The organism is Flavobacterium sp. KH_035 (genome assembly GCF_057839565.1).
Genome location: NZ_CM174492.1, coordinates 3,085,802 through 3,108,727 on the forward strand (window position 1 = coordinate 3,085,802; position 22,926 = coordinate 3,108,727).

General features: G+C 34.3%; 18 protein-coding genes. 11 read left to right on the forward strand and 7 right to left on the reverse strand.

Annotated elements, in window-relative coordinates:
* The first annotated feature begins 9 nt into the window (after positions 1-9).
* The 3 genes from pyrF (at position 10) to katG (ending at position 4,514) form a co-directional block, all read left to right on the forward strand.
* Entirely contained in the window at positions 10-828 is an 819-nt protein-coding gene (gene pyrF, locus AC3IS6_RS12645; RefSeq protein ID WP_489159807.1) for an orotidine-5'-phosphate decarboxylase, read from the forward strand.
* 113 nt (positions 829-941) lie between these two features.
* A complete protein-coding gene (locus AC3IS6_RS12650) occupies positions 942-1,742 on the forward strand; it encodes an ABC transporter substrate-binding protein (protein WP_489159808.1) in 801 nt (266 codons plus the stop codon).
* A 567-nt stretch (positions 1,743-2,309) separates the two neighbouring features.
* Positions 2,310-4,514, forward strand: a complete 2,205-nt coding sequence (katG, locus tag AC3IS6_RS12655; RefSeq protein ID WP_489159810.1) for a catalase/peroxidase HPI — start codon at positions 2,310-2,312, stop codon at positions 4,512-4,514.
* A 146-nt stretch (positions 4,515-4,660) separates the two neighbouring features.
* Here the strand turns inward: katG and purU are convergent, their stop codons facing one another.
* The 6 genes from purU to AC3IS6_RS12685 form a co-directional block, all read right to left on the reverse strand.
* A complete protein-coding gene (purU, locus tag AC3IS6_RS12660; RefSeq protein ID WP_489159812.1) occupies positions 4,661-5,515 on the reverse strand; it encodes a formyltetrahydrofolate deformylase in 855 nt (284 codons plus the stop codon).
* A gap of 40 nt (positions 5,516-5,555) precedes the next feature.
* The gene (locus tag AC3IS6_RS12665; RefSeq protein ID WP_489159813.1) at positions 5,556-6,281 is read right to left on the reverse strand and encodes a DUF4197 domain-containing protein; all 726 of its coding nucleotides are present in this window, start codon (positions 6,279-6,281) and stop codon (positions 5,556-5,558) included.
* 289 nt (positions 6,282-6,570) lie between these two features.
* Positions 6,571-7,830 (reverse strand): hypothetical protein, encoded by a 1,260-nt coding sequence (locus AC3IS6_RS12670; RefSeq protein ID WP_489159815.1) that lies wholly within the window; start codon positions 7,828-7,830, stop codon positions 6,571-6,573.
* 328 nt (positions 7,831-8,158) lie between these two features.
* On the reverse strand, positions 8,159-8,779 hold the full coding sequence (locus AC3IS6_RS12675; RefSeq protein ID WP_489159816.1) for a hypothetical protein: 621 nt from the start codon (positions 8,777-8,779) through the stop codon (positions 8,159-8,161).
* 242 nt (positions 8,780-9,021) lie between these two features.
* Positions 9,022-9,441: a cytochrome c oxidase assembly factor Coa1 family protein gene (locus AC3IS6_RS12680; RefSeq protein WP_173967941.1), complete on the reverse strand. Its 420-nt coding sequence runs from the start codon at positions 9,439-9,441 to the stop codon at positions 9,022-9,024.
* 148 nt (positions 9,442-9,589) lie between these two features.
* Positions 9,590-11,167 carry a L,D-transpeptidase family protein gene (locus tag AC3IS6_RS12685; RefSeq protein ID WP_489159818.1) on the reverse strand — a complete coding sequence of 526 codons (1,578 nt, stop codon included), beginning with the start codon at positions 11,165-11,167 and terminating at the stop codon, positions 9,590-9,592.
* 302 nt (positions 11,168-11,469) lie between these two features.
* Between AC3IS6_RS12685 and AC3IS6_RS12690 the strand changes: the two genes are divergently transcribed.
* The 4 genes from AC3IS6_RS12690 (at position 11,470) to AC3IS6_RS12705 (ending at position 19,207) form a co-directional block, all read left to right on the forward strand.
* Entirely contained in the window at positions 11,470-14,910 is a 3,441-nt protein-coding gene (locus AC3IS6_RS12690) for a methylmalonyl-CoA mutase family protein (RefSeq protein ID WP_489159820.1), read from the forward strand.
* A gap of 141 nt (positions 14,911-15,051) precedes the next feature.
* On the forward strand, positions 15,052-16,662 hold the full coding sequence (locus AC3IS6_RS12695) for a T9SS type A sorting domain-containing protein (RefSeq protein ID WP_489159823.1): 1,611 nt from the start codon (positions 15,052-15,054) through the stop codon (positions 16,660-16,662).
* A 133-nt stretch (positions 16,663-16,795) separates the two neighbouring features.
* Positions 16,796-17,452 (forward strand): fibrobacter succinogenes major paralogous domain-containing protein, encoded by a 657-nt coding sequence (locus AC3IS6_RS12700; RefSeq protein ID WP_489159825.1) that lies wholly within the window; start codon positions 16,796-16,798, stop codon positions 17,450-17,452.
* Positions 17,453-17,623: 171 nt separating this feature from the next.
* Positions 17,624-19,207, forward strand: a complete 1,584-nt coding sequence (locus tag AC3IS6_RS12705) for a T9SS type A sorting domain-containing protein (RefSeq protein WP_489159827.1) — start codon at positions 17,624-17,626, stop codon at positions 19,205-19,207.
* A gap of 247 nt (positions 19,208-19,454) precedes the next feature.
* Here AC3IS6_RS12705 and AC3IS6_RS12710 read toward each other — a convergent pair whose 3' ends face one another.
* Entirely contained in the window at positions 19,455-19,835 is a 381-nt protein-coding gene (locus AC3IS6_RS12710) for a flagellar motor protein MotB (RefSeq protein ID WP_489159828.1), read from the reverse strand.
* A gap of 295 nt (positions 19,836-20,130) precedes the next feature.
* On the opposite strand from AC3IS6_RS12710, the gene AC3IS6_RS12715 reads away from it, so the two are divergent.
* The 4 genes from AC3IS6_RS12715 (at position 20,131) to AC3IS6_RS12730 (ending at position 22,925) form a co-directional block, all read left to right on the forward strand.
* A complete protein-coding gene (locus AC3IS6_RS12715) occupies positions 20,131-20,595 on the forward strand; it encodes a type ISP restriction/modification enzyme (protein WP_489159830.1) in 465 nt (154 codons plus the stop codon).
* Between the two features lie 68 nt (positions 20,596-20,663).
* Complete coding sequence (locus AC3IS6_RS12720) at positions 20,664-21,275, forward strand: hypothetical protein (protein WP_489159832.1); 612 nt, start codon at positions 20,664-20,666, stop codon at positions 21,273-21,275.
* A gap of 227 nt (positions 21,276-21,502) precedes the next feature.
* Complete coding sequence (locus AC3IS6_RS12725; RefSeq protein WP_489159834.1) at positions 21,503-22,093, forward strand: hypothetical protein; 591 nt, start codon at positions 21,503-21,505, stop codon at positions 22,091-22,093.
* A gap of 4 nt (positions 22,094-22,097) precedes the next feature.
* A complete protein-coding gene (locus AC3IS6_RS12730; RefSeq protein ID WP_263360314.1) occupies positions 22,098-22,925 on the forward strand; it encodes a hypothetical protein in 828 nt (275 codons plus the stop codon).
* Position 22,926: the final 1 nt, after the last annotated feature.

Consider the following 22,926-nt stretch of genomic DNA (forward strand, 5'->3'; position numbering starts at 1 on the left):
AAATCAAGAATGACAACACAACAACTACACGAACAAATTCTATTAAAAAAATCATTTTTATGCGTTGGACTGGATCCCGATCTGACCAAAATTCCAACTCATTTATTAGAAACTGAAGATCCTATTTTTGAATTCAACAAAGCAATAATTGATGCCACTCATGATTTGGCTGTGGGATACAAACCCAACACTGCTTTTTTTGAGGCTTATGGATTAAAAGGATGGCTTTCGCTTCAGAAAACTATTGAATATATCAATGAGAATTTTCCTGAAATGTTTACCATTGCCGATGCAAAACGCGGTGACATAGGAAATACATCAAGCATGTATGCCAAAGCTTTTTTTGAAGATTTAAATTTTGACAGTGTAACCGTTGCTCCTTATATGGGCAAAGATTCGGTTGAACCGTTTTTAGCTTTTGAGAATAAACATACCATAATGTTGGCGCTGACTTCAAACGAAGGAGCTTTTGATTTTCAGACGCTAAACGTAAACGGAAAGGAATTATACAAACAAGTTTTAGAAACCTCTAAAACCTGGAAAAACAGCCACAATCTGATGTACGTAGTAGGTGCTACAAAAGCGGAATATTTTACTGAAATCAGAAAGATTGTTCCGGACAACTTTTTGTTAGTTCCTGGAATTGGTGCTCAGGGCGGAAGTTTGTCCGAAGTTTGCAAATACGGAATGAACGATCAGGTTGGTTTATTGGTTAACTCGGCAAGAGCAATTATCTACGCCTCAAAAGGAACTGACTTTGCCGAAAAAGCAAGGGAAGAAGCCTTGAAAGTTCAAAAAGAAATGGCTATGATTATAGGTGATAAATAAAGTTTACAGTCTCAGTTTACAGTCTCAGTGCTTGTTGTAGTCGAAAAGTGAAAACTGAGACTGCGACTGTAAACTGTAAACTGCAACCTGCAACCGAAAATCAAAAAAAATGCATGAAACAATTACAAGATCAGCTTGGTACTTTACATACCTTCGAAACCACTCCAAAGCGAATTATTTCGCTGGTGCCCTCTCAGACGGAATTGCTTTACGATTTAGGTTTAGAAGAGAAAATTATCGGAATCACCAAGTTTTGTGTGCATCCTTATCATTTTAAATCGACTAAAAAAATGGTTGGAGGGACCAAGAAGATTCATTTTGAAAAGATAAAACTACTAGAGCCGGATGTTATCATTTGCAACAAAGAAGAAAATACTCCTGAAATTGTAGCACAGTTAAGCACAATTTGCCCGGTTTGGGTAACCAATATTGTTTCTATCGAAGATAATTTCCAAATGATTTCGGATTTTGGACAGCTCTTCAACTGCAGAACCGAAGCTCAAAAATGGAATAATAAGTTAACTTTCGCTTTAGACGATTTCAAAAAATACGTTCAGGACATTCCGGAGAAAAAAGCAGCTTACTTTATTTGGAAAAATCCCTATATGGTAGCAGGAAACGATACTTATATTAATGAGTTGTTGAAGCTGAATCATTTTCAGAATATTTATAGTGATAAAGGCCGCTATCCTGAAATTGAACTCAAAAAAATGCGTCTGGAAGGCGATCCTGATTTGGTTTTCCTTTCGTCAGAGCCTTATCCGTTTAAAGAAGAAGACGCCTTTGAGATCGGGCGCTTTACGCATCATGCCAAAATTATTTTCGTCGATGGCGAAATGTTCTCCTGGCACGGAAGCCGATTGTTAAAGGCTTTTCCATACTTCAAAATACTGCATGAAAGACTTAGAAATTAGTTTCAGGTTTTCTTTGTTTCAGGTTGCTTTACTTTGAACATAATTTAACCGCTAAGTCCGCTACGATTTTTCGAAAAGTTCGCAAAGCTTAATATGTATAAAGCTTTGCGAACTTTCTGTTTTATACAAAATCATGGACAAAAAAACTTTGCGGACTTAGCGGTTAAATACACAATCCAATAACCTTAAACCGCATATCAAATTAGCAAAAAAAAAATGCCGACATCTCGAAGACGCCGGCATCATTTAACTAACCAAAACCAAAATAATAAATAACCAGTTTATTACACTACAAAGATCCAACTTATATGAATGTTTTGCTGTTAAGGTTTTGTTATTACTTTGTTGGACATAAGTTAAGATTTTTTGATTCCCTGTTTTGAGCTTTCTGTAGCGTTAAATAATTTTTGACTATTAAAATATAAAAACAATCAATTTTGTTTATTAATATCGCAAGGATAAGTTTGTATATTTGATAAAGTGTTAAATATCAGTGATGTGTGATTTATTAAAAAAATTAGCATTTGATAGGAGACAGTTAATTTTAATCAAAAAAAACAGAAAAAAATGAGTGATTCAAACGAAAGTAAATGTCCTTTTCATAATGGACAAGTGAAAGAAACTGCTGGTACAGGAACTTCTAATAAAGATTGGTGGCCAAATCGGTTAAATTTAAACATACTACGTCAGCATTCTAATTTGTCCGATCCGATGGAAGAAGGTTTTAACTATGCTGAAGCATTTAAAACCTTAGATTTGAATGCTGTCAAAAAGGACCTTTTTGATTTGATGAAAGATTCGCAGGATTGGTGGCCGGCAGATTACGGTCATTACGGACCTTTATTTATTCGTATGGCCTGGCACAGTGCGGGAACTTACCGTATATCTGATGGTCGTGGAGGCGCGAGTTCAGGAAACCAGCGTTTTGCTCCTTTAAACAGTTGGCCGGATAATGGTAATCTGGATAAAGCACGTTTTTTACTTTGGCCAATTAAACAGAAATATGGTAATAAAATCTCTTGGGCCGATTTAATGATTTTAACCGGTAACTGTGCTTTGGAATCTATGGGATTTAAAACTTTTGGTTTTGCAGGCGGAAGAGAAGATGTTTGGGAACCGGAACAAGATGTAAACTGGGGTTCAGAAAAAGAATGGTTAGCTACCAGCGATAAACCATATAGTAGGTATACTGGTGATAGAAATTTAGAGAATCCACTCGCGGCTGTACAAATGGGGTTGATCTATGTAAACCCTGAAGGTCCGGATGGAAATCCGGATCCGTTAGGTTCCGGTAGAGATATTAGAGAGACCTTTGCCCGTATGGCTATGAATGATGAAGAAACCGTAGCTTTAACAGCGGGTGGGCATACTTTTGGTAAAGCGCATGGAGCCGGAGATGCAGCCTTAGTAGGCGCAGAGCCGGAAGGGGCAAGCATAGAACAAATGGGACTGGGCTGGAAAAGTAGTTTTGGTACCGGAGTAGGTGAAGATGCTATCACAAGTGGAATTGAAGGAGCATGGAAACCAAATCCAACTACCTGGGATAATGGTTATTTCGAAACTTTATTTAAATACGACTGGAAATTGACCAAAAGTCCTGCAGGAGCTCATCAATGGACTCCGACGGACGAAAGTGCTGCAACAACGGTAGAAGACGCTCATAATCCGGCCAAACGACATGCTCCAATGATGACAACGGCGGATATGGCAATGAAAATGGACCCTGTTTATGAGGCAATTTCAAGAGATTATATGCAAAATTTTGACAAATTTGCTGATGCTTTTGCCAGAGCATGGTATAAACTGACTCATAGAGATATGGGGCCAATTTCACGTTATTTAGGTCCTGAAGTTCCGAGTGAAATATTGATTTGGCAGGATCCGATTCCTGCGGCTAAAGGGGAGTTGAGTTATAATGATATTGCCGTTTTAAAAGATAAAATCCTTTCGAGTGGTTTATCGGTTTCACAATTAGTAAATACTGCTTGGGCATCGGCTTCTACATTCCGTGGTTCTGACAAGCGTGGGGGAGCTAATGGTGCCCGTATTCGTTTCGAACCACAAATCAGTTGGGAAGTTAATGCAGGGGGGCAGGTGAAAAAGGTATTGGCAGTTTTAGAAAATATACAAAATGATTTTGCTAATTCAGGAAAATCAGTGTCTATTGCGGATTTAATTGTTTTAGGAGGATCTGCTGCAATTGAAAAAGCAGCATCAAATGCTGGTTTATCCATAGATGTTCCATTTACACAGGGAAGAGGTGATGCTACTTTAGAACAAACTGATGTGCATTCGTTTGAAGTGTTAGAGCCAAAAGCAGATGGATTCAGAAACTATAAAAGTGCCAAAACAAATGCCATTACAGAAGAGCTTTTAGTAGACAGAGCACAATTGTTAACGTTGTCAGTACCAGAAATGACAGTGTTGGTAGGAGGTTTGAGAGTCTTGAATGCCAATTACGATGGTTCTAAACATGGTGTGCTTACTACAAATGCAGAAACATTGAGTAATGATTTCTTCGTTAATTTATTGGATTTGGGAACTACGTGGAAAGCAATCAATGAGACAGGTGAAAATTTTGAAGGACGCAATCGCTCTACCGGAGAAGTAAAATGGACGGCAACCCGTGCAGATCTTATATTTGGTTCGAATTCTGAACTTCGTGCGATCGCTGAGGTTTACGCCAGTAGTAATGTCAAAGAAAAATTTGTAAAAGATTTTGTCTCAGCATGGACTAAAGTAATGAATCTTGACCGATTTGATGTACGTTAATAGAAGGTTCAGAGGTTCAAAGGAACAAAGGTTCTGAGTATTGAACGTATATTTTAAAAAGTAAACCCTACAGATTTTTAAAATCTGTAGGGTTTGTTTATTTAGGAGGAAAAACTTTGTTCCTTTGAACCTTTGTCCTTCTGTATCTAAGAAAAAACAATCGTTTTGTTACTGTAAACCATTGTTTTACGTTCGGCATGTAGTTTTATTGCTCTGGCTAAAACGATGCGTTCTAAATCGCGTCCTTTCATGATAAAATCTTCAACGGAATGAATATGTGAAACTCTGGAGATATCCTGTTCGATAATTGGTCCTTCATCCAGTTGTTCTGTTACATAATGGCTGGTTGCCCCAATAATTTTAACACCTCGTTTAAAAGCCGAATGATATGGTTTTGCCCCGGGAAAGGCCGGCAAAAACGAATGATGAATATTAATGATTTTATTCTCGTAAAGTGAAATCAGTTTTGGAGTAATGATTTGCATGTAACGCGCCAATACAATAAAATTAATCTGATACTTTTTTAAAAGCTCGATTTGTTTGGCTTCCCCTTCTTCTTTATTGTCTTTTGTAAAAGGCACGCAGTGAAACGGAATATCAAATCGTTCTGCAATCGATCGCAAATCATTATGATTGCTAATGATTAGAGGTATTTCTATATTTAATTCGCCTGCACTGTAACGGCCAAGGATGTCAAACAAACAATGGTCGTATTTTGAAACAAACAATGCCATTTTGGGTTTCTGTTCCTGATTGTACAAATCCCAGGACATATCAAAATCAGCTGCTATAGTTTTTGCAAAATCTTCTTTTATCGATTCAGGGCTCACATGATGATTGGTGAGTTCACATTCTAATCGCATAAAAAACACATTTTGTTCTATATCAACATGCTGATCGATATAAGTAATATTTCCTTCTACTTTAGCAATAAAAGTCGTCACTGCGGCGATAATTCCTTTTTGGTCTTTACAGTGAATTAGAATGGTTATTTTTTGCATTTGGTTATTGGTTAACAAATAAACAGTTTAACAATAAAAATTATTTTTTGTCCTGCATGGCGAATACTTTTTTCAATAAAGGAGATGTTCTCGCATTGATATTGGTACGGATGTCTTTTTCTTCGACAGCAATCATTTTAAAAACACCTGCCAAAGCCTGATTCGTTGTATAATCAGTCAAATCAGGGTTTACTTTTCGCACTAAAGGGATGGTGTTGTATTTCTTGATTATGTTTGTCCAGACTACATCGGCACCTACTTTTTCAAAAGAAGTTTTGATTACCGGATTGAATTTTCCATATAAAGCAGTTGTGGTACTGTTTTGTAAATAACTGGTTGCAGCATTTTCATTTCCCAGCAAAATATTTTTAGCATCGTTAAAGGACATGTTTTTAACGGCTGAAACAAATATTGGAGTTGCTTCTTTAACGGCATCTTCGGCAGCGCGGTTGAGTACTTTGATTCCTTCATCTGCAAGAGATGATAATCCGATTCTTCGTAAGGTAGCATCAACCCTTTGTAATTCTTCCGGCATTAAGATTTTTACAGCTTCATTTTTATAAAAACCATCCTCAGCGGTTAATTTGCTTACTTGCTGCGTAATTCCTTTGTTTAGGGCTTCTTTTAATCCCGAAGCGATATCGATACCACTGTTGCCTTTAATTTTTGACGACAACTGTGATAATTGATCTAAGGTTTTTTGTACCTGAGCATAAGAACTAAAAGAAAATGTAAGGGCAAGTGATAGAATTAAAATCTTTTTCATTAAATGAGTTTTATAAGTTTCAAAAATACTACTTATTCAAAAATAAAGCCACAATTTTATTTCAGGAGGGTAAACAATTTGTTGCATCCTTAACATTGGGTTTTTGGAGGTTCTAAGGTGCTGAGGTTCTGAGGGACTAAGTTTTTATTATTTATCCTGAGAATCTTAGAACTTTAGCGTCTTAGCACCTTTTTTGAGACAGAGGAATAAATCTTATAAATGCAAAAGAGGCCCAATTGCTAAAATTGAACCTCTTTTAATTTTTTGTACTTCGTAGTACTATGTATTTTTATTTTTGGATTACAAATTTACCGTCTTTCTCACAGTAAACATCATTTGAGTTGGATTCGTATTTTTTAAAGCATGAATCTCCAGTTTTTTCAACCAAAATAAAACTGTTATCATACGAAATGAATTTTAACTCAAGACCTTTATCAGTAGTGATTGTTGTTTTATCATTAACTACTACAAAATCAACTTCTCCATTATCTTTGTAAGCCCAAACTTTTGCTGCTGTTGGATCATTAGATTCCATAATACTTCCCTCTGCACGATTGGCAAAACGATCGGTCTTTAATTTTCCTGACAGTTTTTTATCATTTTGAGACACGCTTCCGTTGATATAGATAAAGTAAGCCGAATCAAATGTTGGGTTTTCAACTTTAGCAGTTAAGTTTTTTTGGTTAACCGTCATTAAACTTGTAATATTTGCTTGAGCTTCGCCTGGCCATAAACTCATCATTCCGGCACCTTGTTTAGCTGTTTCAAGATATTCTAAAGATTTATCAAAGTTTAACAGAAACATTTGTGTCAAGGCTAAGTTTAGATAAATTACCTTGTTATAATCTTTTGGCTTTAATTTTTTGTATTCTTTACCAACATAACTCAAATAGAATTTTTCTAATTCTGTTAGGTAGGATTGGTCTAAGGAGTTGGCAGCAATTTTGCTTAAAAACTCATCCGTTTTAGTGTTAAACTCAACAAGTTCACTAAATTCCTCCGCTTTTTCGAATAAACCGTAGTTTAAAGTAAATTCTTTTTCAGTAATAAGAATGTTATTGTCAGTAAGGTATTTATATCCGATATTATTCAAATCGCTGGCTAAGCTTTGATTTGGTTTTCCGTTAACATAAGTGCCAGAATACATTCTAGCATTTGTACCTTTTTCATATAAGATTTCATTGTTTTTTCCTAAAACTAAATATTTGAAATCTCCATCTAAAAGATAAGTGCCGTTATCTGCTCTTTTATAAGTAGAACCTTTGTAGCCCATTAAAACGCGAACGTCGGGATTTGTTGTATCTTTTTTAGTGTAATCTTCAATTGTATTTTTAAGAACATTGTGCTCATAAGTTTTTGAATTCTTCTTCGCATAGGTTGCATTCCAGGTATCATCTCCCTGGATGATAATGTTATATGTTTTAATGTTTTTAAAAGAGTCTGATTTTGGGATGGTAATTTTAACTTTTTTCTTGTTTGTGTCTGCTTTTTGAGCATAAGAAGTACCACTGATTAGGGCTAGCAGTAGTAATAATGTAATTTTTCTCATAGGTTAATTTTTGCCCAAATATAGGAATATGACAGTGAAGCTAACTATTAAAAAGGATGTTTTTAAATGAAAAAAGCGCCTTACTGAATAAACGGTATTGCATCAGTTACTTAAGGAGTTGGATATTAGAATTAGTATGAAATATGGCCTGTTTTGAGTAGCATTTTGATTTGAAAGAATTATACGATATTATAAATAGAGGTGGCAGTAAAAATTAGTTGAAGAGGTAGACTATCCAAATGTTTTTTCCCAAAATTGCCACAAAAATGATAGCGTTATTTTTGAAACCAATTAGCAACTCAGAACCTTAGAACCTCAGTACCTCTTTCTAAAAAAATCCACCTTGAAGATTTTTTTTATGTATTCTTTTAATTTCGCTTTGAGTATAGGAATAAATAGATTCTTCAGTCCACTTCCATTTCGATTCTGTTTCGGAATCCATGCCAACTGCAGCGTAGATGATTTTAATCTTATTGTTGGTTGTGGCCATTTTTAACCAAAGAAAAAGATCCTGATTTGTTGGTAAAGATTCTGTTTTGGTACAAAATTGTAAACTTTCTAAAACTTCTGGATCGTTTTTGAACCATTGTTTTAAAAAGCCAAGATGTGTTTCGGAGCATTGGTATCCTAGATTTAGGGCAGAAAGGAACTTACATTTTAAATTGCTTTCGTCTGTTTTTTTAGTACCATCCCAATGACATTCATTGCCAACACCTGTAGTAATGAGTCCCAGAGCCGCTCGCTGTGGATCGGTCAGGGTTTTAATATAATCTTCATTGAGCTGCAAAACACCTTTTTGATCTAACCAGAGTATCTTAACATAATCAACCTGATTGGCAGTAGTCTTACTTTCAGGTTGCTTTTGTGAGGTATTTGGCTGGGTTATTTGGGAAAAAATACAAGAATAAAAACTTAAAAAAAGAAACAAAAAAAATGAGCGTAAGTTCATAGTGTATATTATGAAATAAAGATAAATCTGTTAAGTGTAATTGCTTTTAACACATAGTGGGTATCTATAAAAAAGGCGTTTCACTTCATTTAAATACACATAACCTGTTATTTGAAAGAAATGTATTTCTTTTTTTATTCTCTTTTTCACCTAAATTCTATGTTTCTATGTGTTAAATCAATTTTTTGGTATTTACATTTAATGGGTTAAAATTGGGATAAAAGTATAGTGTAGATCGTATTTTACTTTTTTAGTAAATCAATTTTTTCTTTAGTGTCTTCAACATAAAGACTCATTTCGTCGTATTTCCATGTTCCGTTTTTGGTCCCCACCACAAATAAAGTTCCTCTGCTTTTAGAACCTCGTATTGGAATTTGTAAGTTGCAATGTTCTATGCTATTAGTTGAATTAACGCTGCCTGAGGCAATTCCATTATCTTCAATTGGACTGCCCAATTTCTCCAGTACTATGGTGTTATGCTGTGCTTCGTTCATGGCAGCTTTATAAGAATCAGATTCTTTGAGCATAGAAGTTATTCCGAAGAAAAGTCCGGTAAGAAACAAACCAAAAAGGACTAAAAGACTCAAACATCCTGTTGGTACAAACCATTTCCAGTTTCTGTCCCACCAGCTTTTTCTAACTTCAGTATAGTCGTCTTCCATAAAAAGGGTAATTTTAGATTTGAGTTTGAATGATTAAAGATACTATTATTCTTCCAAACTCTAAATTCAAATCTAAAATTACCCTGTTAAAAAATGCAGCTTCAATTACAGATCTTTTGATGAAGCGAACTAACTAATTGGCTAGATTTTAGTTAGATACTACTCCGGTCTGAGGAGAAACCGTTTTGTTTAATTCAGCATCTCGCTCATAAACATCCTGAAAGAAACCAATTTCTCCATTTTCATTGACCAGCGAAGTAAAATAAGTAATATAAATAGGTACTTTTTTAGTTAGTTTAAAACTGTTTTCTGTTTTACCCGCCATAGCTTTATCAATTTTATCGGGAGTCCATTCAGGATAATCTTTAAGCATGGCAGCAGCTAATTCTTTTGCCATTTTTACGTTTATGCAACCATGGCTGAACGTTCTTTTTTCAAAATCGAATAAAGTTTTAGATGGAGTATCATGCATATAGATGTCATCAGGGTTCGGAAACATAAATTTTACTAATCCTAATGAGTTTTCAGGACCCGGTTTTTGTCTCACCTGACCATTTACGATTTCCATATTCTTTTTGGCCAGATAATTTTTATCCTCAGCGATTTTACTTTTCAACTCATTGTTTACAATACTTTGCGGAACGGTCCAGTAAGGGCTAAAAATGATTCTCTCAATTTCGCCATTAAAAATGGTTGTTTTAGTTAATGGTGCTCCAACAAAGACACTCGAAGACAGTTGCACCTTCCCATTTTTCACATAAATCAATTCATACGAAGGAACGTTGACTAAAACATACTCATCGCAACCCGCCATCTGATCCGAAATAGTACGACATCTCTCCATGTTAAGTTTTAGGGTCTCCATTTTATCGGCAAGAGGAACATTCATTTCTTTAATATGTTCTTCTGCTAAAATATAGTTAGGTTTGAAACCGTTACGAACTTTATATTTCATTACAGCATCCATTAATTCACGGTCGTAAACGTTACTTTTAGAATCATTTTTTAAATCTCCCAATAAGTATAAACGGGTTCTGACTTGGGCGATAGTATTTGAAACAGCATCCGGACGTAAATCTTTATAAGGTGTTTCTTCCGGAACAATAGGCTTCCATTTATTAGAACGGTCTAGTTTTTTATATTTTTTCAGAACGTCCTGTAATTTATAATATTGATCATATGTTACTTTAACATTTTCAATGGTCGAAGTAGTGGCTTTTTCGATTGTACTGTAATTTAAAAAATCTTTCAGCATAGCATCATACGACATTTTTTTCCCTGTATCTACATTATTTTTTTGGGCATAAGCAATATATAAAGTGCTCAAAAGCATATCTGCATCTGTTTTAGACAGCTTTGTTGTTGAAGAAGAAGAAAAAAGAGCATCGATTTCTTTTTGATAAGGAACAATCAAATCATTCGTTTTTTTAGCTTTTTGATATAATGCAGAACCAAACTCATTGATGGCATCTTCATCAAACCAAATAGTTCCCGGAGTTCTATTTTTGTATAATGACATGACGTCAGACTTATATTTTTTCAAATCAGAATATCTTTTAAAGAAGTCATTTGAAATTTCGTTTACATTATCAGAACCTGAATTCTTGTAAACGGGCGCGATAGTTGAAGTTTTTTTATAAGAAACGTTCTTATGATCAGTTTTGGTAAAAGAAGAAACAAAAAAACTTAGGACTATTATTAGGCTGAGTGGATAAAATGTTTTCATTTTTTTAAATTTTTACGTTTTCACTTTTGTAGGTAGTTGAGGTAAAAATTTGGGGTTTTTCTACACTACTAAATTACTTTATGATATTGATTTACAGGTTCTTGTATTTTGTTTAAATATTTCAAGATTTCCATGTTGTTAACATTTTTATAAGACTTATATAGGATAAATCAACTTAGTATTCAAATTGTTACCCCTCTGAATCAAAAAAGATTCTTTTTTTTGTTAACAAAAAGATATTAGCATGATCAAATGTTGTAATATTTTGTAAATTGCTCCCTTAAAATTATCATATTCATAAAATGGAACAACAAATACCATATATTCCTAAAAATAAAGTAAGAATTGTAACCGCAGCGTCTCTTTTTGACGGACATGATGCAGCGATAAACATTATGCGCCGTATTATTCAGTCAACTGGAGTTGAGGTTATTCACCTTGGGCACGACCGTAGTGTTGAAGAAGTGGTGAATACTGCTATTCAGGAAGATGCAAATGCGATTGCTATGACATCTTATCAGGGAGGGCATAATGAGTATTTTAAATATATGTATGACTTGCTGAAAGAAAAAGGAGCAGGACATATCAAAATTTTTGGAGGCGGGGGAGGAGTAATTCTGCCTAGCGAAATTTCAGAATTACACGAGTATGGTATCACGAGAATTTATTCTCCTGATGATGGTCGTTCTTTAGGTTTACAAGGAATGATTAATGATTTGGTTCAACGTGCCGATTATCCTATTGGAGATCAGTTAAACGGAGAAATTGATCATATCGAAAATAAAATTCCAACCGCAATTGCACGTTTGATTTCGGCAGCGGAAAATTTCCCTGAAATCGCAAAACCTGTTTTTGATCAGATTCATGAAAGCAATACCGATTCTAAAATTCCGGTTCTTGGAATTACCGGAACAGGTGGAGCCGGAAAATCTTCTTTGGTAGATGAATTAGTTCGTCGTTTTTTAATTGATTTCCCTGAAAAAACAATCGGATTGATTTCTGTCGATCCGTCAAAAAGAAAAACAGGAGGAGCATTATTGGGTGACAGAATCCGTATGAATGCAATTAATAATCCTCGTGTGTATATGCGTTCGCTGGCGACACGTCAGTCGAATTTGGCATTGTCTAAATATGTTGCCGAGGCCATTCAGGTTTTAAAAGCAGCAAAATATGATTTGATTATTCTTGAAACTTCAGGAATCGGACAATCAGATACCGAGATTATGGATCACTCTGATGTGTCTTTATATGTAATGACACCCGAGTTTGGAGCAGCAACACAATTGGAGAAAATCGACATGCTTGATTTTGCCGATTTGGTAGCTTTGAACAAGTTTGATAAAAGAGGTGCTCTTGACGCCATTCGTGACGTTAAAAAACAATACCAGCGCAATCATAATTTATGGGATAAGAATCCAGATGAAATGCCGGTTTTCGGAACGATTGCTTCTCAGTTTAATGATCCTGGAATGAACACGCTTTATAAAGCGATCATGGACAAGATTGTAGAGAAAACACAATCTGAGTTGAAATCTACTTTTCAGATTACGAAGGAAATGAGTGAGAAAATCTTCGTGATTCCGCCACACAGAACCCGTTATTTATCTGAAATTGCAGAGAACAACCGATCTTACGACGAAAGTGCTCTTTTGCAGCAAAAAGTAGCACAGAAGTTATACGGAATCTTTAAAACTATAGAATCGGTTTCAGGGAAAGTTCCGCAAATTAATAAAGCAGGAATCGATGATTCGACTGTTTTACCAAGCGCTACAGAAGCACATGACGAAAACAGAATCTTTTTAAACCTGTTACTCAATCAGTTTGATAAAGTAAAAATGGATCTTGATCCGTACAATTGGGAAATCATTCTGAATTGGGACGAAAAAGTAGCCAAATATAAAAATCCGGTATACAGCTTTAAAGTACGTGATAAAGAAATTAAAATCGCTACACATTCAGAAAGCTTGTCGCATTTACAAATCCCAAAAATTGCTTTACCTAAGTACGAAGCTTGGGGCGATGTATTACGTTGGAATTTACAAGAAAACGTTCCGGGAGAATTTCCGTTTGCTTCGGGATTGTACCCGTTCAAGCGTGAAGGCGAAGATCCGTCAAGAATGTTTGCAGGTGAGGGTGGTCCGGAAAGAACCAACAAACGTTTTCATTATGTGAGTGCAGGATTACCGGCAAAACGACTTTCAACCGCTTTTGATAGTGTGACTTTATACGGAAACGATCCGGATATTCGTCCTGATATTTATGGAAAAATCGGTAATGCCGGAGTTTCGATTTGTTGTCTTGACGATGCCAAAAAATTATATTCAGGTTTCGATCTGGTTCATGCTTTAACCTCAGTAAGTATGACCATCAACGGACCAGCGCCAATGTTGTTAGGTTTCTTTATGAACGCAGCGATCGATCAGCAGTGCGAATATTACATCAAAGCCAATGATTTAGAAAAAGAAGTTGAAGCCAAAATCAACAAAATATATAAGGAAAAAGGGACAGAACGTCCGAAATACCAAGGCGATTTACCGGAAGGAAATAATGGTCTGGGATTAATGCTTTTGGGGGTTACCGGAGATCAGGTTTTACCTTTGGAAGTGTATAACGATATCAAAGTAAAAACTTTATCGCAAGTTCGTGGAACTGTTCAGGCCGATATTTTAAAAGAAGATCAGGCGCAAAACACCTGTATTTTCTCTACCGAATTTGCTTTGCGATTAATGGGTGACGTTCAGGAATATTTTATTACACAAAACGTTCGTAATTTTTACTCCGTTTCGATTTCAGGATATCATATTGCCGAGGCAGGAGCGAACCCAATTACACAGTTGGCCTTTACGCTTTCGAATGGTTTCACTTACGTGGAATATTATTTGAGCCGTGGTATGAACATCAACGATTTTGGGCCAAACTTATCGTTCTTCTTCTCGAATGGAGTAGATCCTGAGTATTCAGTAATCGGACGTGTGGCACGTAAAATTTGGGCAAAAGCCATGAAAAACAAATACGGAGCCAACGAAAGAGCGCAAATGCTAAAATATCATATTCAAACTTCCGGGCGTTCATTACACGCACAGGAAATTGATTTCAACGATATCAGAACGACATTGCAGGCTTTGTATGCGATTTACGACAACTGTAATTCATTGCACACCAATGCTTACGACGAGGCGATCACCACACCAACCGAAGAATCAGTGCGTAGAGCAATGGCGATTCAGTTGATTATCAATAAAGAATTAGGTCTGGCGAAAAACGAAAACCCAATCCAGGGATCGTTTATCATTGAAGAATTAACCGATTTGGTAGAAGCTGCCGTTTTACAAGAATTCGACCGCATTACAGAGCGTGGTGGAGTTTTGGGAGCTATGGAGACGATGTACCAACGTTCTAAAATTCAGGAAGAAAGTTTGTATTACGAAACCTTAAAACACAATGGAGATTTCCCAATTGTGGGCGTAAATACGTTCCTGAGTTCAAAAGGATCTCCAACGGTAATTCCTGCAGAAGTAATTCGTGCCACCGAAGAAGAAAAACAATATCAAATTACGATGCTCGATAACTTACACCAGTTTCACGAAGCAAAAGTAAACGAGCATTTAAGTAAACTACAAGAAGCGGCGATTAAAAACGAAAACTTATTCGACCATTTAATGGAAGCTACAAAGGTTTGTTCGCTTGGTCAGATTACTTCGGCATTGTTTGAAGTAGGGGGGCAGTATAGAAGGAATATGTAGCTATTTTGAGAATCAAGAAAATAGAGGATTAGTTTTTTAATTAATCCTCTATTTTTTTTTACTGCTTTTTAATTATTAATATATATTTACGTATTAATTTTTCAAGCTATTGTCTAACTAAATTTATACCATTAAAACTCTATGAAAAGAAAATTACTCTTAGTTTTTTTTACCCTTTTATTTATTGAAGCAAACGCACAACAGGAAATTTATAATTTTTCTCCTGACAATACTAGCCCTCAATTTTTAGAAAAATTTAATGGAAAAATCTATTTTGAAGGATATGATACAAATAATGGAAGAGCTTTATGGAAAAGTGACGGAACTTCGGAAAACACCTTTTTTTTCAAAGATACACACAGCCGAAATGATAAGATTTCCACATTAAAAAGCGGATCTGCTATTTTGAATAATACCTTGTATTATATTGCATCTGATGAGACTTCAGCGGGGGAATTATGGAAAACTAACGGAACTATTGATGGGACCATAAAAGTTACAAATTTTCTTAATGGGAAAGTTACAACGCTAACAGTAGTAGGTAATGTAATTTATTTTATAATAGCAAAAGGAGATGGTAAAACGAGTATTTGGAAAACAGATGGAACAGAATTAGGGACTGTATTGGTTAAAGAAATCTCACTTACATGGAATGATCCTAGTTTTGAAGGAAAATGTAGCAATTTGTTTATGTTTTCAATTCAGCCAGCCGGGACAAACAATACAAGAGTATGGCGAAGTGATGGAACCTCTGAAGGGACCTTTCCCATAACTGAAGAATTGGATGGTAATGGCTCAGGAATGGTTGGCGGTTCGGGAGGTTCTAGTATTTTAACTCAGTTTATAGAGTATAATAATAAACTTTATTTTGCAAGTAGGTATTTTTTATTTGAAACTGATGGAACCGTAGAAAATACAAAAAATGTTGGCACAGTAAGAAATCCTTTATTAGGGGGATTGGTTTACTATGATGATGTCATAGCTGTAAATAATAGCTTGTATTTAATGTTTGTTACTCAGAAATCATTTGCAAATACTATAGGAAATATAAGTATACTTAGGTTTGATACATTAAACAAGACAATTGTTTCAGTTTATGAGAAAAAAATCGATAAATATTTTTTAGCATCAAGTTTAACCAGAACAGGTAATTCCATAACTTTTACAACTTCAAACGCAAATGGAGGAACGGAGTTAGTTTCTTTAAACTTAAGTGATAATGTAGTTTCTAGTATAGGAGAATTGGCGGGAGCAAATGATTTAGAAGAATCCCCTATAGCTCTTTCAATTAATCTGGTCTCAATGCTAAAGTTTAATGAAAATCAATATTTTATTCGTGCGGGGAGAGATAAAATTAACAATAGAAAAGGTTGGATATATGATTTGGATGTGAAAACTTTAGAAAATATAAGTAACCTAGATAATGCTCGATTACCTTTTGAATTTAATAATTATTTGTATTATTCTAAGGATGGTAAACTTTGGAAATACTCTAATAATTTGAGCACAATCGATGTTACTCAAAAAAAGGCGATTGTTTTTTACCCAAATCCGTCATCTGATCTTATGCAGTTAAATGTAGACAATAGTAATGAAGTTGAAAATATAAGTGTTTATGATTTAAATGGGAAATTACTTCAAACGTTGTCAAATTCCTCTCAAATTGATATTTCTTCTTTATCTAAAGGAATTTATACCGCTCAAATAAAATGGAATGGAACTTTGATTAATAAAAAGATCATTAAAAACTAAAAGTTAAAGAAGTTTCTATAAAAATGAAAATTTAATCATTTAATGAAAGTCTCTGTTAGCGTACATCCCGTTCACGCTAGCGGACGATATTTTATAAAGCAATAAAATTCAATAATTTACAAATAACTAAAAAATGGGCAAATTATTTTTATCATTCATTTTATTGCTATTAATCCCAAATAAAACGGAGAATAATATCGCTGCCGATATTGATGGTAATAAATACACAATAATTAAAATCGACAAATATTTAATTTCAAATCAAAATTTAAATGTAAGTCATTTCAGAAATGGTGACGTAATACCTGAAGTAAAAACAATGCAAGAATGGAGAAAGTATGGCAAATTAAGAAAGGCAGCTTGGTGCTATCATGAAAGTAATGAAAAGAATAAGAAAAAAATCGGGAAAATTTATAATGGATTCGCTGTCAATGATCCAAGAGGTTTATGTCCCAATGGATTTCATATTCCGACGCATAAAGAATGGAAAGAAATAATTACATCTTTAGGTGGATATGACAATGCAGGATTACATTTAAAATCTAAAAATTGGGATGGAGATAATAGTTCTGAATTTAATGCTGTTCCGGGCGGTTATAGGAGTACTGTAAATGAAATTGATTTTTATCCATTAGACTATTGTGTGTTATTTTGGGGTACAAAAGTACAGGTAAGTAAAAACAGTAATGATTTTATCGGTTTGATGGACGGCGACAATTCAGTTAATGGAGAAGTTACCGCACATACATCAGAGAATGGAATGTATGTTCGATTTATTAAAAATAATTGATAAAAAGTGTTTACCAATACGCTCGCGCTCATGGCGAATATGGAAAACCTCTCAGAAATGGGAGGTTTTTTTGTTGATAGATTCGTATTTGAGTTCTATATACTATAAAAACACTTCTAAAATTCTTATATATTTGCCTTCGAAATTATAAAAACTTACTAACTGATCTGAATGAAAACAAAACTACTTTTATTTCTTTTTATTATAATAATTGGAAAAATTGATGCTCAACAGCAAATTTATTCATTTAACTATAATAATCCTGTTCGATTTATTGAATATAACGACAATATCTTTTTTTTAGCGGGAAACGAAGATACTGGCCGTGAAATATGGAAAAGTAACGGAACTCCTGAAAGCACATCTCTACTTAAAGATGTTTATCAAGGAAAAGGGAATGGTGGCACAGATTTATTAAACGGATGTTCAGCAATTTTAAATAAGACATTGTTTTTTATCGCAGAGGATGAAACTTCTAAAGGTGAAATATGGAAAACGGACGGAACAAAAATAGGAACAGTGAAAGTTACAAATTTTCTTAAAGGCAGAGTCTGGAGAATCACTGCAGTAGGAAATTCAATTTATTTTTTATTAAAAATAGACGATACGTTACAAGTTTGGAGAACAGATGGAACTTCACAAGGGACAATTTTAGTTAAAGGTGATTTACCGATATGGAATACCCCCACTTTTGTAGGGAAGTGTAATGATACTTTTGTTTTCACATTTCAGCCTTTCGGTACTAGCAATTCAAGGGTATGGAGAAGTGACGGAACAGCTGATGGAACATTTCCTATAACTGACGAGATATATGGTAACGGATCAGGTCCTAGTGGTACATCCGCATTAACTCAGTACATAGAAAGCAATGGTAAACTTTATTTTGTTAGCTCGGATCATTTATTTGAGACCGATGGTACTGTTGGTAATACAAAAATTGTTTCTGATTTATGGTACGTGCAAACGAATCTGGTATCTTATAGTACTGTGACTAAGGATAACAATAATCTTTATTTTATGTTTTTTTCTAAAGATAGTTTGAGAATAGAAATTTGGAAATATGATCTGCAGAATAAAAAAGCATCTTTGTCTTATAAAGCTTATGGTGCTAAATATTTTTTTCCATCAAATTTGGTAAAAACGGATAATTCTTTACTTTTCTGCGGGCCTAATAATAGCGGAGGTACTTCGTTATTATCAATGGATTTAGGTACCCTGTTAATATCAGATTTGAAAGAGCTTATGCCAGCTGGTAAAGCGATTCCTTTTGTATTTCCTGATGACTTTTTTATTGGCTCTATTTATGAGATTAATAAAAATGATTATTTTATTACTGCGGGACCGGATGATTTAGATCATAAAAAAGGATGGATTTTTAATAAAAGTCTGCTGACTATACAAAATATTAGTGCGCTTGATAACGTATGGCACGTGATTGTTTACAAAGGAAGTCTGTACTATGGGAAAGGTAACGTATTTTGTAAATATTCTAATAATTTGAGCACAATATCGAATGATAAACAATCATTTTTATCAATATTTCCTAATCCTTCAACAGATTTTGTAAAGTTAAAAACAAATAATGAAGATGGTATCGAAAGCGTTCAGATTTTTGATTTAAATGGAAAGTTGGTAAGTGATAAAACTGATTTTGCTACTGATAAAATAGATGTGTCTAGGTTAAATCAGGGAACTTATATTTTGAAGGCTAAGGTTAAAGGAACTGTAATTTCAAAAAAAATAATAAAAAATTAAAATCTCCATGCTAGCGCGAGCGTCCCGCTCGTGAACCCAAAGTTTATAAAATAAATTAAAATTAAGTCGATGCGCACGAGCGGAACGCTCGCGCTAGCATACGAATGAAATTTCACATAGTTTGTCATTTCGACGAAGGAGAAATCTCCGCAAGTAACTCCGTGCAGAATGTCGCAAATCTTTGTCGAACTTCTCGCGAAGATTTCTCCTTCGTCGAAATGACAATATTGCGGTTATTTGTCTTGGATTAAGCTTTCTTTTTTACCGGAATTTTTGTTTTCAATTTTTCAATAAGAGCGTCGGCTTCTTGATATAGGGAAATTGATCGCAGTGATTCTGCATAGCGGTAATAATATTCGGGTTCTAAATCGGTGGTAAGGGCAAAAAGCTCGCGGTACCATTTGGCGGCTTTGTCCATATTGCACTTGGCATAAGAGGAGTTTCCTAATTTTTGAAATAAATCTACAGATTTGTAGCCTTTTGCGGCAACCCTTTCGTAGGTTTTCATCACATCAACATAAACGTATTTGTCGCTTACCTTATTGGTTTGATAAAACTTTTCATCCTGAGCAGAAACGCGAATTGAAAAAAGAGTCAGTAGCATTACAATAGCTAGTTTTTCTTTCATGAAAATTGATTTAAATGGGGACTTGATATTTTTTTTATTTTTTTTGAACAATTTAAAAGCAAGAGATTTATTTAATGTTAGTTGATTGTGTTTTTTGCAAATATATCTAAATCAACAATATAACATGCGTTTCGGCGATGTTTTTTTGATTTTATCGATAAAATTAGAGTCGAAAACAATAGTAAATACTTGTCTGGTAAATAATTTCTTATGGATGTAAAAACGTTTAAGAATTGTAATTATTTTAGTTGCCCTAAAAGAAAACTAACTTTATACAGATTTAGAGAACGGCAGTATGAGAATTGAAGACTATTTAAGTAGAATAAATAATTTGCGTCTTGTAGAAAATAGGGTTGGGCTTGCTGTTATTGCTGAGCTGGAAGAACTTATTTTAAAAACTTCGTTAGAGAGTAGTCAAAGCTATTTTACATTGGAGATGCTTTTTCAAAAATCAGATAGTAATCGTATTGCATTAAATTCCGAAGCATTTCGATTTATTGCCAATTGTTGTGGCTTGATGTTTATTGATGAGAAAGAAACCGGAAATGTTTGTTTCGCGCACAGTGAGGAGTTACGCCCCGAGTTTAAACAAAGCTTCACAGCAATTGATGTTTTAGATTTAAGTTATGCTGTTTTGCATTCGTCATTTTATAGAGAAGATTTAAAAATAACTGAACTAAAAATTCCTATACCACAAGATGTTGCTGTATTTTGGAAGTTAGTTCAAATTGGGAAGGAATTACGAGATAAAAAAAAGTAATAAATTAGAAAAAGCATCAACCGATGCTTTTTTTTAATTTTAAAGGAAAAGTAAATTTTGAAGTTATAATGAAAATTGTATTAGAAAATAAAGGAATTAAAACAGATACTTATTATGTGCCGCGTTTTGTTTTACACGAAGGAGAAGAAATTCTCTTGTTTCTGTTTAATGGAGGATGTTTTTATGAGACTGAGATGTTTCTTAAAGATATTTTTTGCGGTACAACAAAAAATGAAAATGTGATTTTGCATAGAAAGATGACCTTTGTTGAGCATTTCAAAGAATCAAATTTTAGGAGTCGTTTTTACCCTACAACTGTTGGAGAATATTTGAGAAAAAATGCAAATCTGGACGATCCGTTTTCAAAAAAAATATTCGAAATTGAATGGATTACCAGTAAAACAAAAGTGAGTGCGCTTGCCGGAACTCCAAGGAGGCTTTTGTGTTTGTATGCGGCGTTATCTAAAACAAAAGATATTGTATTTGATTTGGTTGGGCAAGATCCTGCCGGAGCTGAGTTTACTTTTAAAATGGTGAAAGAAGCTGTGAAAGATGGTGGTTCGGCAATTTTACTGGATTGCTTTAATGGTACGAAAGAACATGCTTCAAAGTGCATTGAACTAGAATGGAATGACGGTAGTTTACCAACTAATAAAGAGTTTAAATTTAACTTTAAGTAAAACAATTTGCGGCAGAAAGCCGGGCTCTACATTGCTTTATACCGAAGTAAACTCCGATTGTATAAATAAAATTAAAATTAAATGGGCAGAATGTGGAAAACCGTAAGATGATCCCAAAGATTAAATTTATTTTAGCAGAAATAAAAGTGGAGTTGAGAGACCACTTAAATAAACGAGGAGTAACTGAAAATCCTAAAGAGTAGGGAAACAAAACAAAAAATAAAAATATGTTTACAAAATTGGTTTACAAAGCGGTTATGTGTCTTGGTTTAACTTTAGTAATGCAACAGAGTGTTCTTGCGCAAGCAAAAACAAAAGATGAATTAAAAGCAGAGCGTGAAGTTTTAAAGTCAGAGATGAAATCAAAAGATGCAGAAGATCGTAAAGCTAAGCTTGAAAAATTGACTGAACCTAAAACTTCAGGTATCTCAAGTATTGACGGACTTGCATCAAATTCAACACAAATGTTAACTTCTACAAAGGAAATTAATGTATTAATTCCTGAAATGTACAAAAGAACAGTTGGTGAGTCTGTTGATGGTGTTGCAGATGTAACTGTTAAAAAACCTACTTTAGATGAACTTAGTGCTTTGGGATTAAATATTGCGACACAAATAAAAACAGTATCTGATGCATCAGCAACTGTTGCAACAGCTTCATCTGATTTAAAAAGTGCCGGAATGATGCAAGCTCCTAAAGGTGCAAAATCATTAGGTTATTCAAAAGATGTATTGGCTTTAGTTTTACCAGAATTAAACTTAAACTTAAAAGTTGTAAATAATTTAATTTCGACTTTAAAATCATCAGGTAACTATTAATTATATGAGAAATTTAATTTTTCTTTTATTACTGTTTGTGAACGGCCTAACAGGCTATTCACAGGCAGTAGTAAAACCAGTTTTAGGCGTTGCTGAATTTACTTCAGAGGTAAATTCTAAATATTCGGGTGCAGTTGCTGAAAAAGTAGTTCAGGTTGTTACTAATTCAAAACGTTTTACCGTTGTTGACAGAACAAGTTACGACAGAGTAAAAGATGAATTGGAATTACAAAAAACAGAAGCTTTTCTTGATAGTAAAAACACTGCAAAACAAGATGCAGCTTTAGCAGCTGAAAATATCATTGTTGGAAATATTCTAAAAATGAGTGTGTATGCAATGAAAAATACAGATGGTAGTGTAAATGGTTATAAATCTAGTGTTGCTTTTACTCTAAAAGTTAACGAAGTAGAGACCGGAAAAACAACAGAAGCTGAAAGCTTTCAAACTGATGTTAGTCCGCTAATGCTGTCACCGGAAAGTGCTGTAAACGAGGCTTTAAAGTCTATTGAGCCTAAGTTGAGTGCGTACTTCATCAAGACATTTCCATTAACTACTAAAATTAGTAAAATCCTTGCTACAAAAAAAGAAGCTGCTGCTACGGTCTTAATTTCAGGTGGTAAAGAATTTGGATTTAAAGAAGGTGATAAATTAATCGTTGAAAAAAACGAATTAATTGATGGTAAGCCTTATCCGTCGCAAATTGGAGAACTAAAAGTGGTGAAAATTGCAGGAAGTGATTTTTCTGAATGCAGTGTTTCTGATGGTGGAAAAGAAATTTTAGCAAGATTTAATGCTGCTGAAAAGTTAACTTGTAAACTAATCGTAAAATAAC

Excerpts from the sequence above, each read along its gene's own strand:
- pyrF (WP_489159807.1), top strand. The coding sequence starts at position 10 with ATGACAACACAACAACTACACGAACAAATTCTATTAAAAAAATCATTT.
- AC3IS6_RS12650 (WP_489159808.1), top strand. The coding sequence starts at position 942 with ATGAAACAATTACAAGATCAGCTTGGTACTTTACATACCTTCGAAACC.
- katG (WP_489159810.1), top strand. The coding sequence starts at position 2,310 with ATGAGTGATTCAAACGAAAGTAAATGTCCTTTTCATAATGGACAAGTG.
- purU (WP_489159812.1), bottom strand. The coding sequence starts at position 5,515 with ATGCAAAAAATAACCATTCTAATTCACTGTAAAGACCAAAAAGGAATT.
- AC3IS6_RS12665 (WP_489159813.1), bottom strand. The coding sequence starts at position 6,281 with ATGAAAAAGATTTTAATTCTATCACTTGCCCTTACATTTTCTTTTAGT.
- AC3IS6_RS12670 (WP_489159815.1), bottom strand. The coding sequence starts at position 7,830 with ATGAGAAAAATTACATTATTACTACTGCTAGCCCTAATCAGTGGTACT.
- AC3IS6_RS12675 (WP_489159816.1), bottom strand. The coding sequence starts at position 8,779 with ATGAACTTACGCTCATTTTTTTTGTTTCTTTTTTTAAGTTTTTATTCT.
- AC3IS6_RS12680 (WP_173967941.1), bottom strand. The coding sequence starts at position 9,441 with ATGGAAGACGACTATACTGAAGTTAGAAAAAGCTGGTGGGACAGAAAC.
- AC3IS6_RS12685 (WP_489159818.1), bottom strand. The coding sequence starts at position 11,167 with ATGAAAACATTTTATCCACTCAGCCTAATAATAGTCCTAAGTTTTTTT.
- AC3IS6_RS12690 (WP_489159820.1), top strand. The coding sequence starts at position 11,470 with ATGGAACAACAAATACCATATATTCCTAAAAATAAAGTAAGAATTGTA.
- AC3IS6_RS12695 (WP_489159823.1), top strand. The coding sequence starts at position 15,052 with ATGAAAAGAAAATTACTCTTAGTTTTTTTTACCCTTTTATTTATTGAA.
- AC3IS6_RS12700 (WP_489159825.1), top strand. The coding sequence starts at position 16,796 with ATGGGCAAATTATTTTTATCATTCATTTTATTGCTATTAATCCCAAAT.
- AC3IS6_RS12705 (WP_489159827.1), top strand. The coding sequence starts at position 17,624 with ATGAAAACAAAACTACTTTTATTTCTTTTTATTATAATAATTGGAAAA.
- AC3IS6_RS12710 (WP_489159828.1), bottom strand. The coding sequence starts at position 19,835 with ATGAAAGAAAAACTAGCTATTGTAATGCTACTGACTCTTTTTTCAATT.
- AC3IS6_RS12715 (WP_489159830.1), top strand. The coding sequence starts at position 20,131 with ATGAGAATTGAAGACTATTTAAGTAGAATAAATAATTTGCGTCTTGTA.
- AC3IS6_RS12720 (WP_489159832.1), top strand. The coding sequence starts at position 20,664 with ATGAAAATTGTATTAGAAAATAAAGGAATTAAAACAGATACTTATTAT.
- AC3IS6_RS12725 (WP_489159834.1), top strand. The coding sequence starts at position 21,503 with ATGTTTACAAAATTGGTTTACAAAGCGGTTATGTGTCTTGGTTTAACT.
- AC3IS6_RS12730 (WP_263360314.1), top strand. The coding sequence starts at position 22,098 with ATGAGAAATTTAATTTTTCTTTTATTACTGTTTGTGAACGGCCTAACA.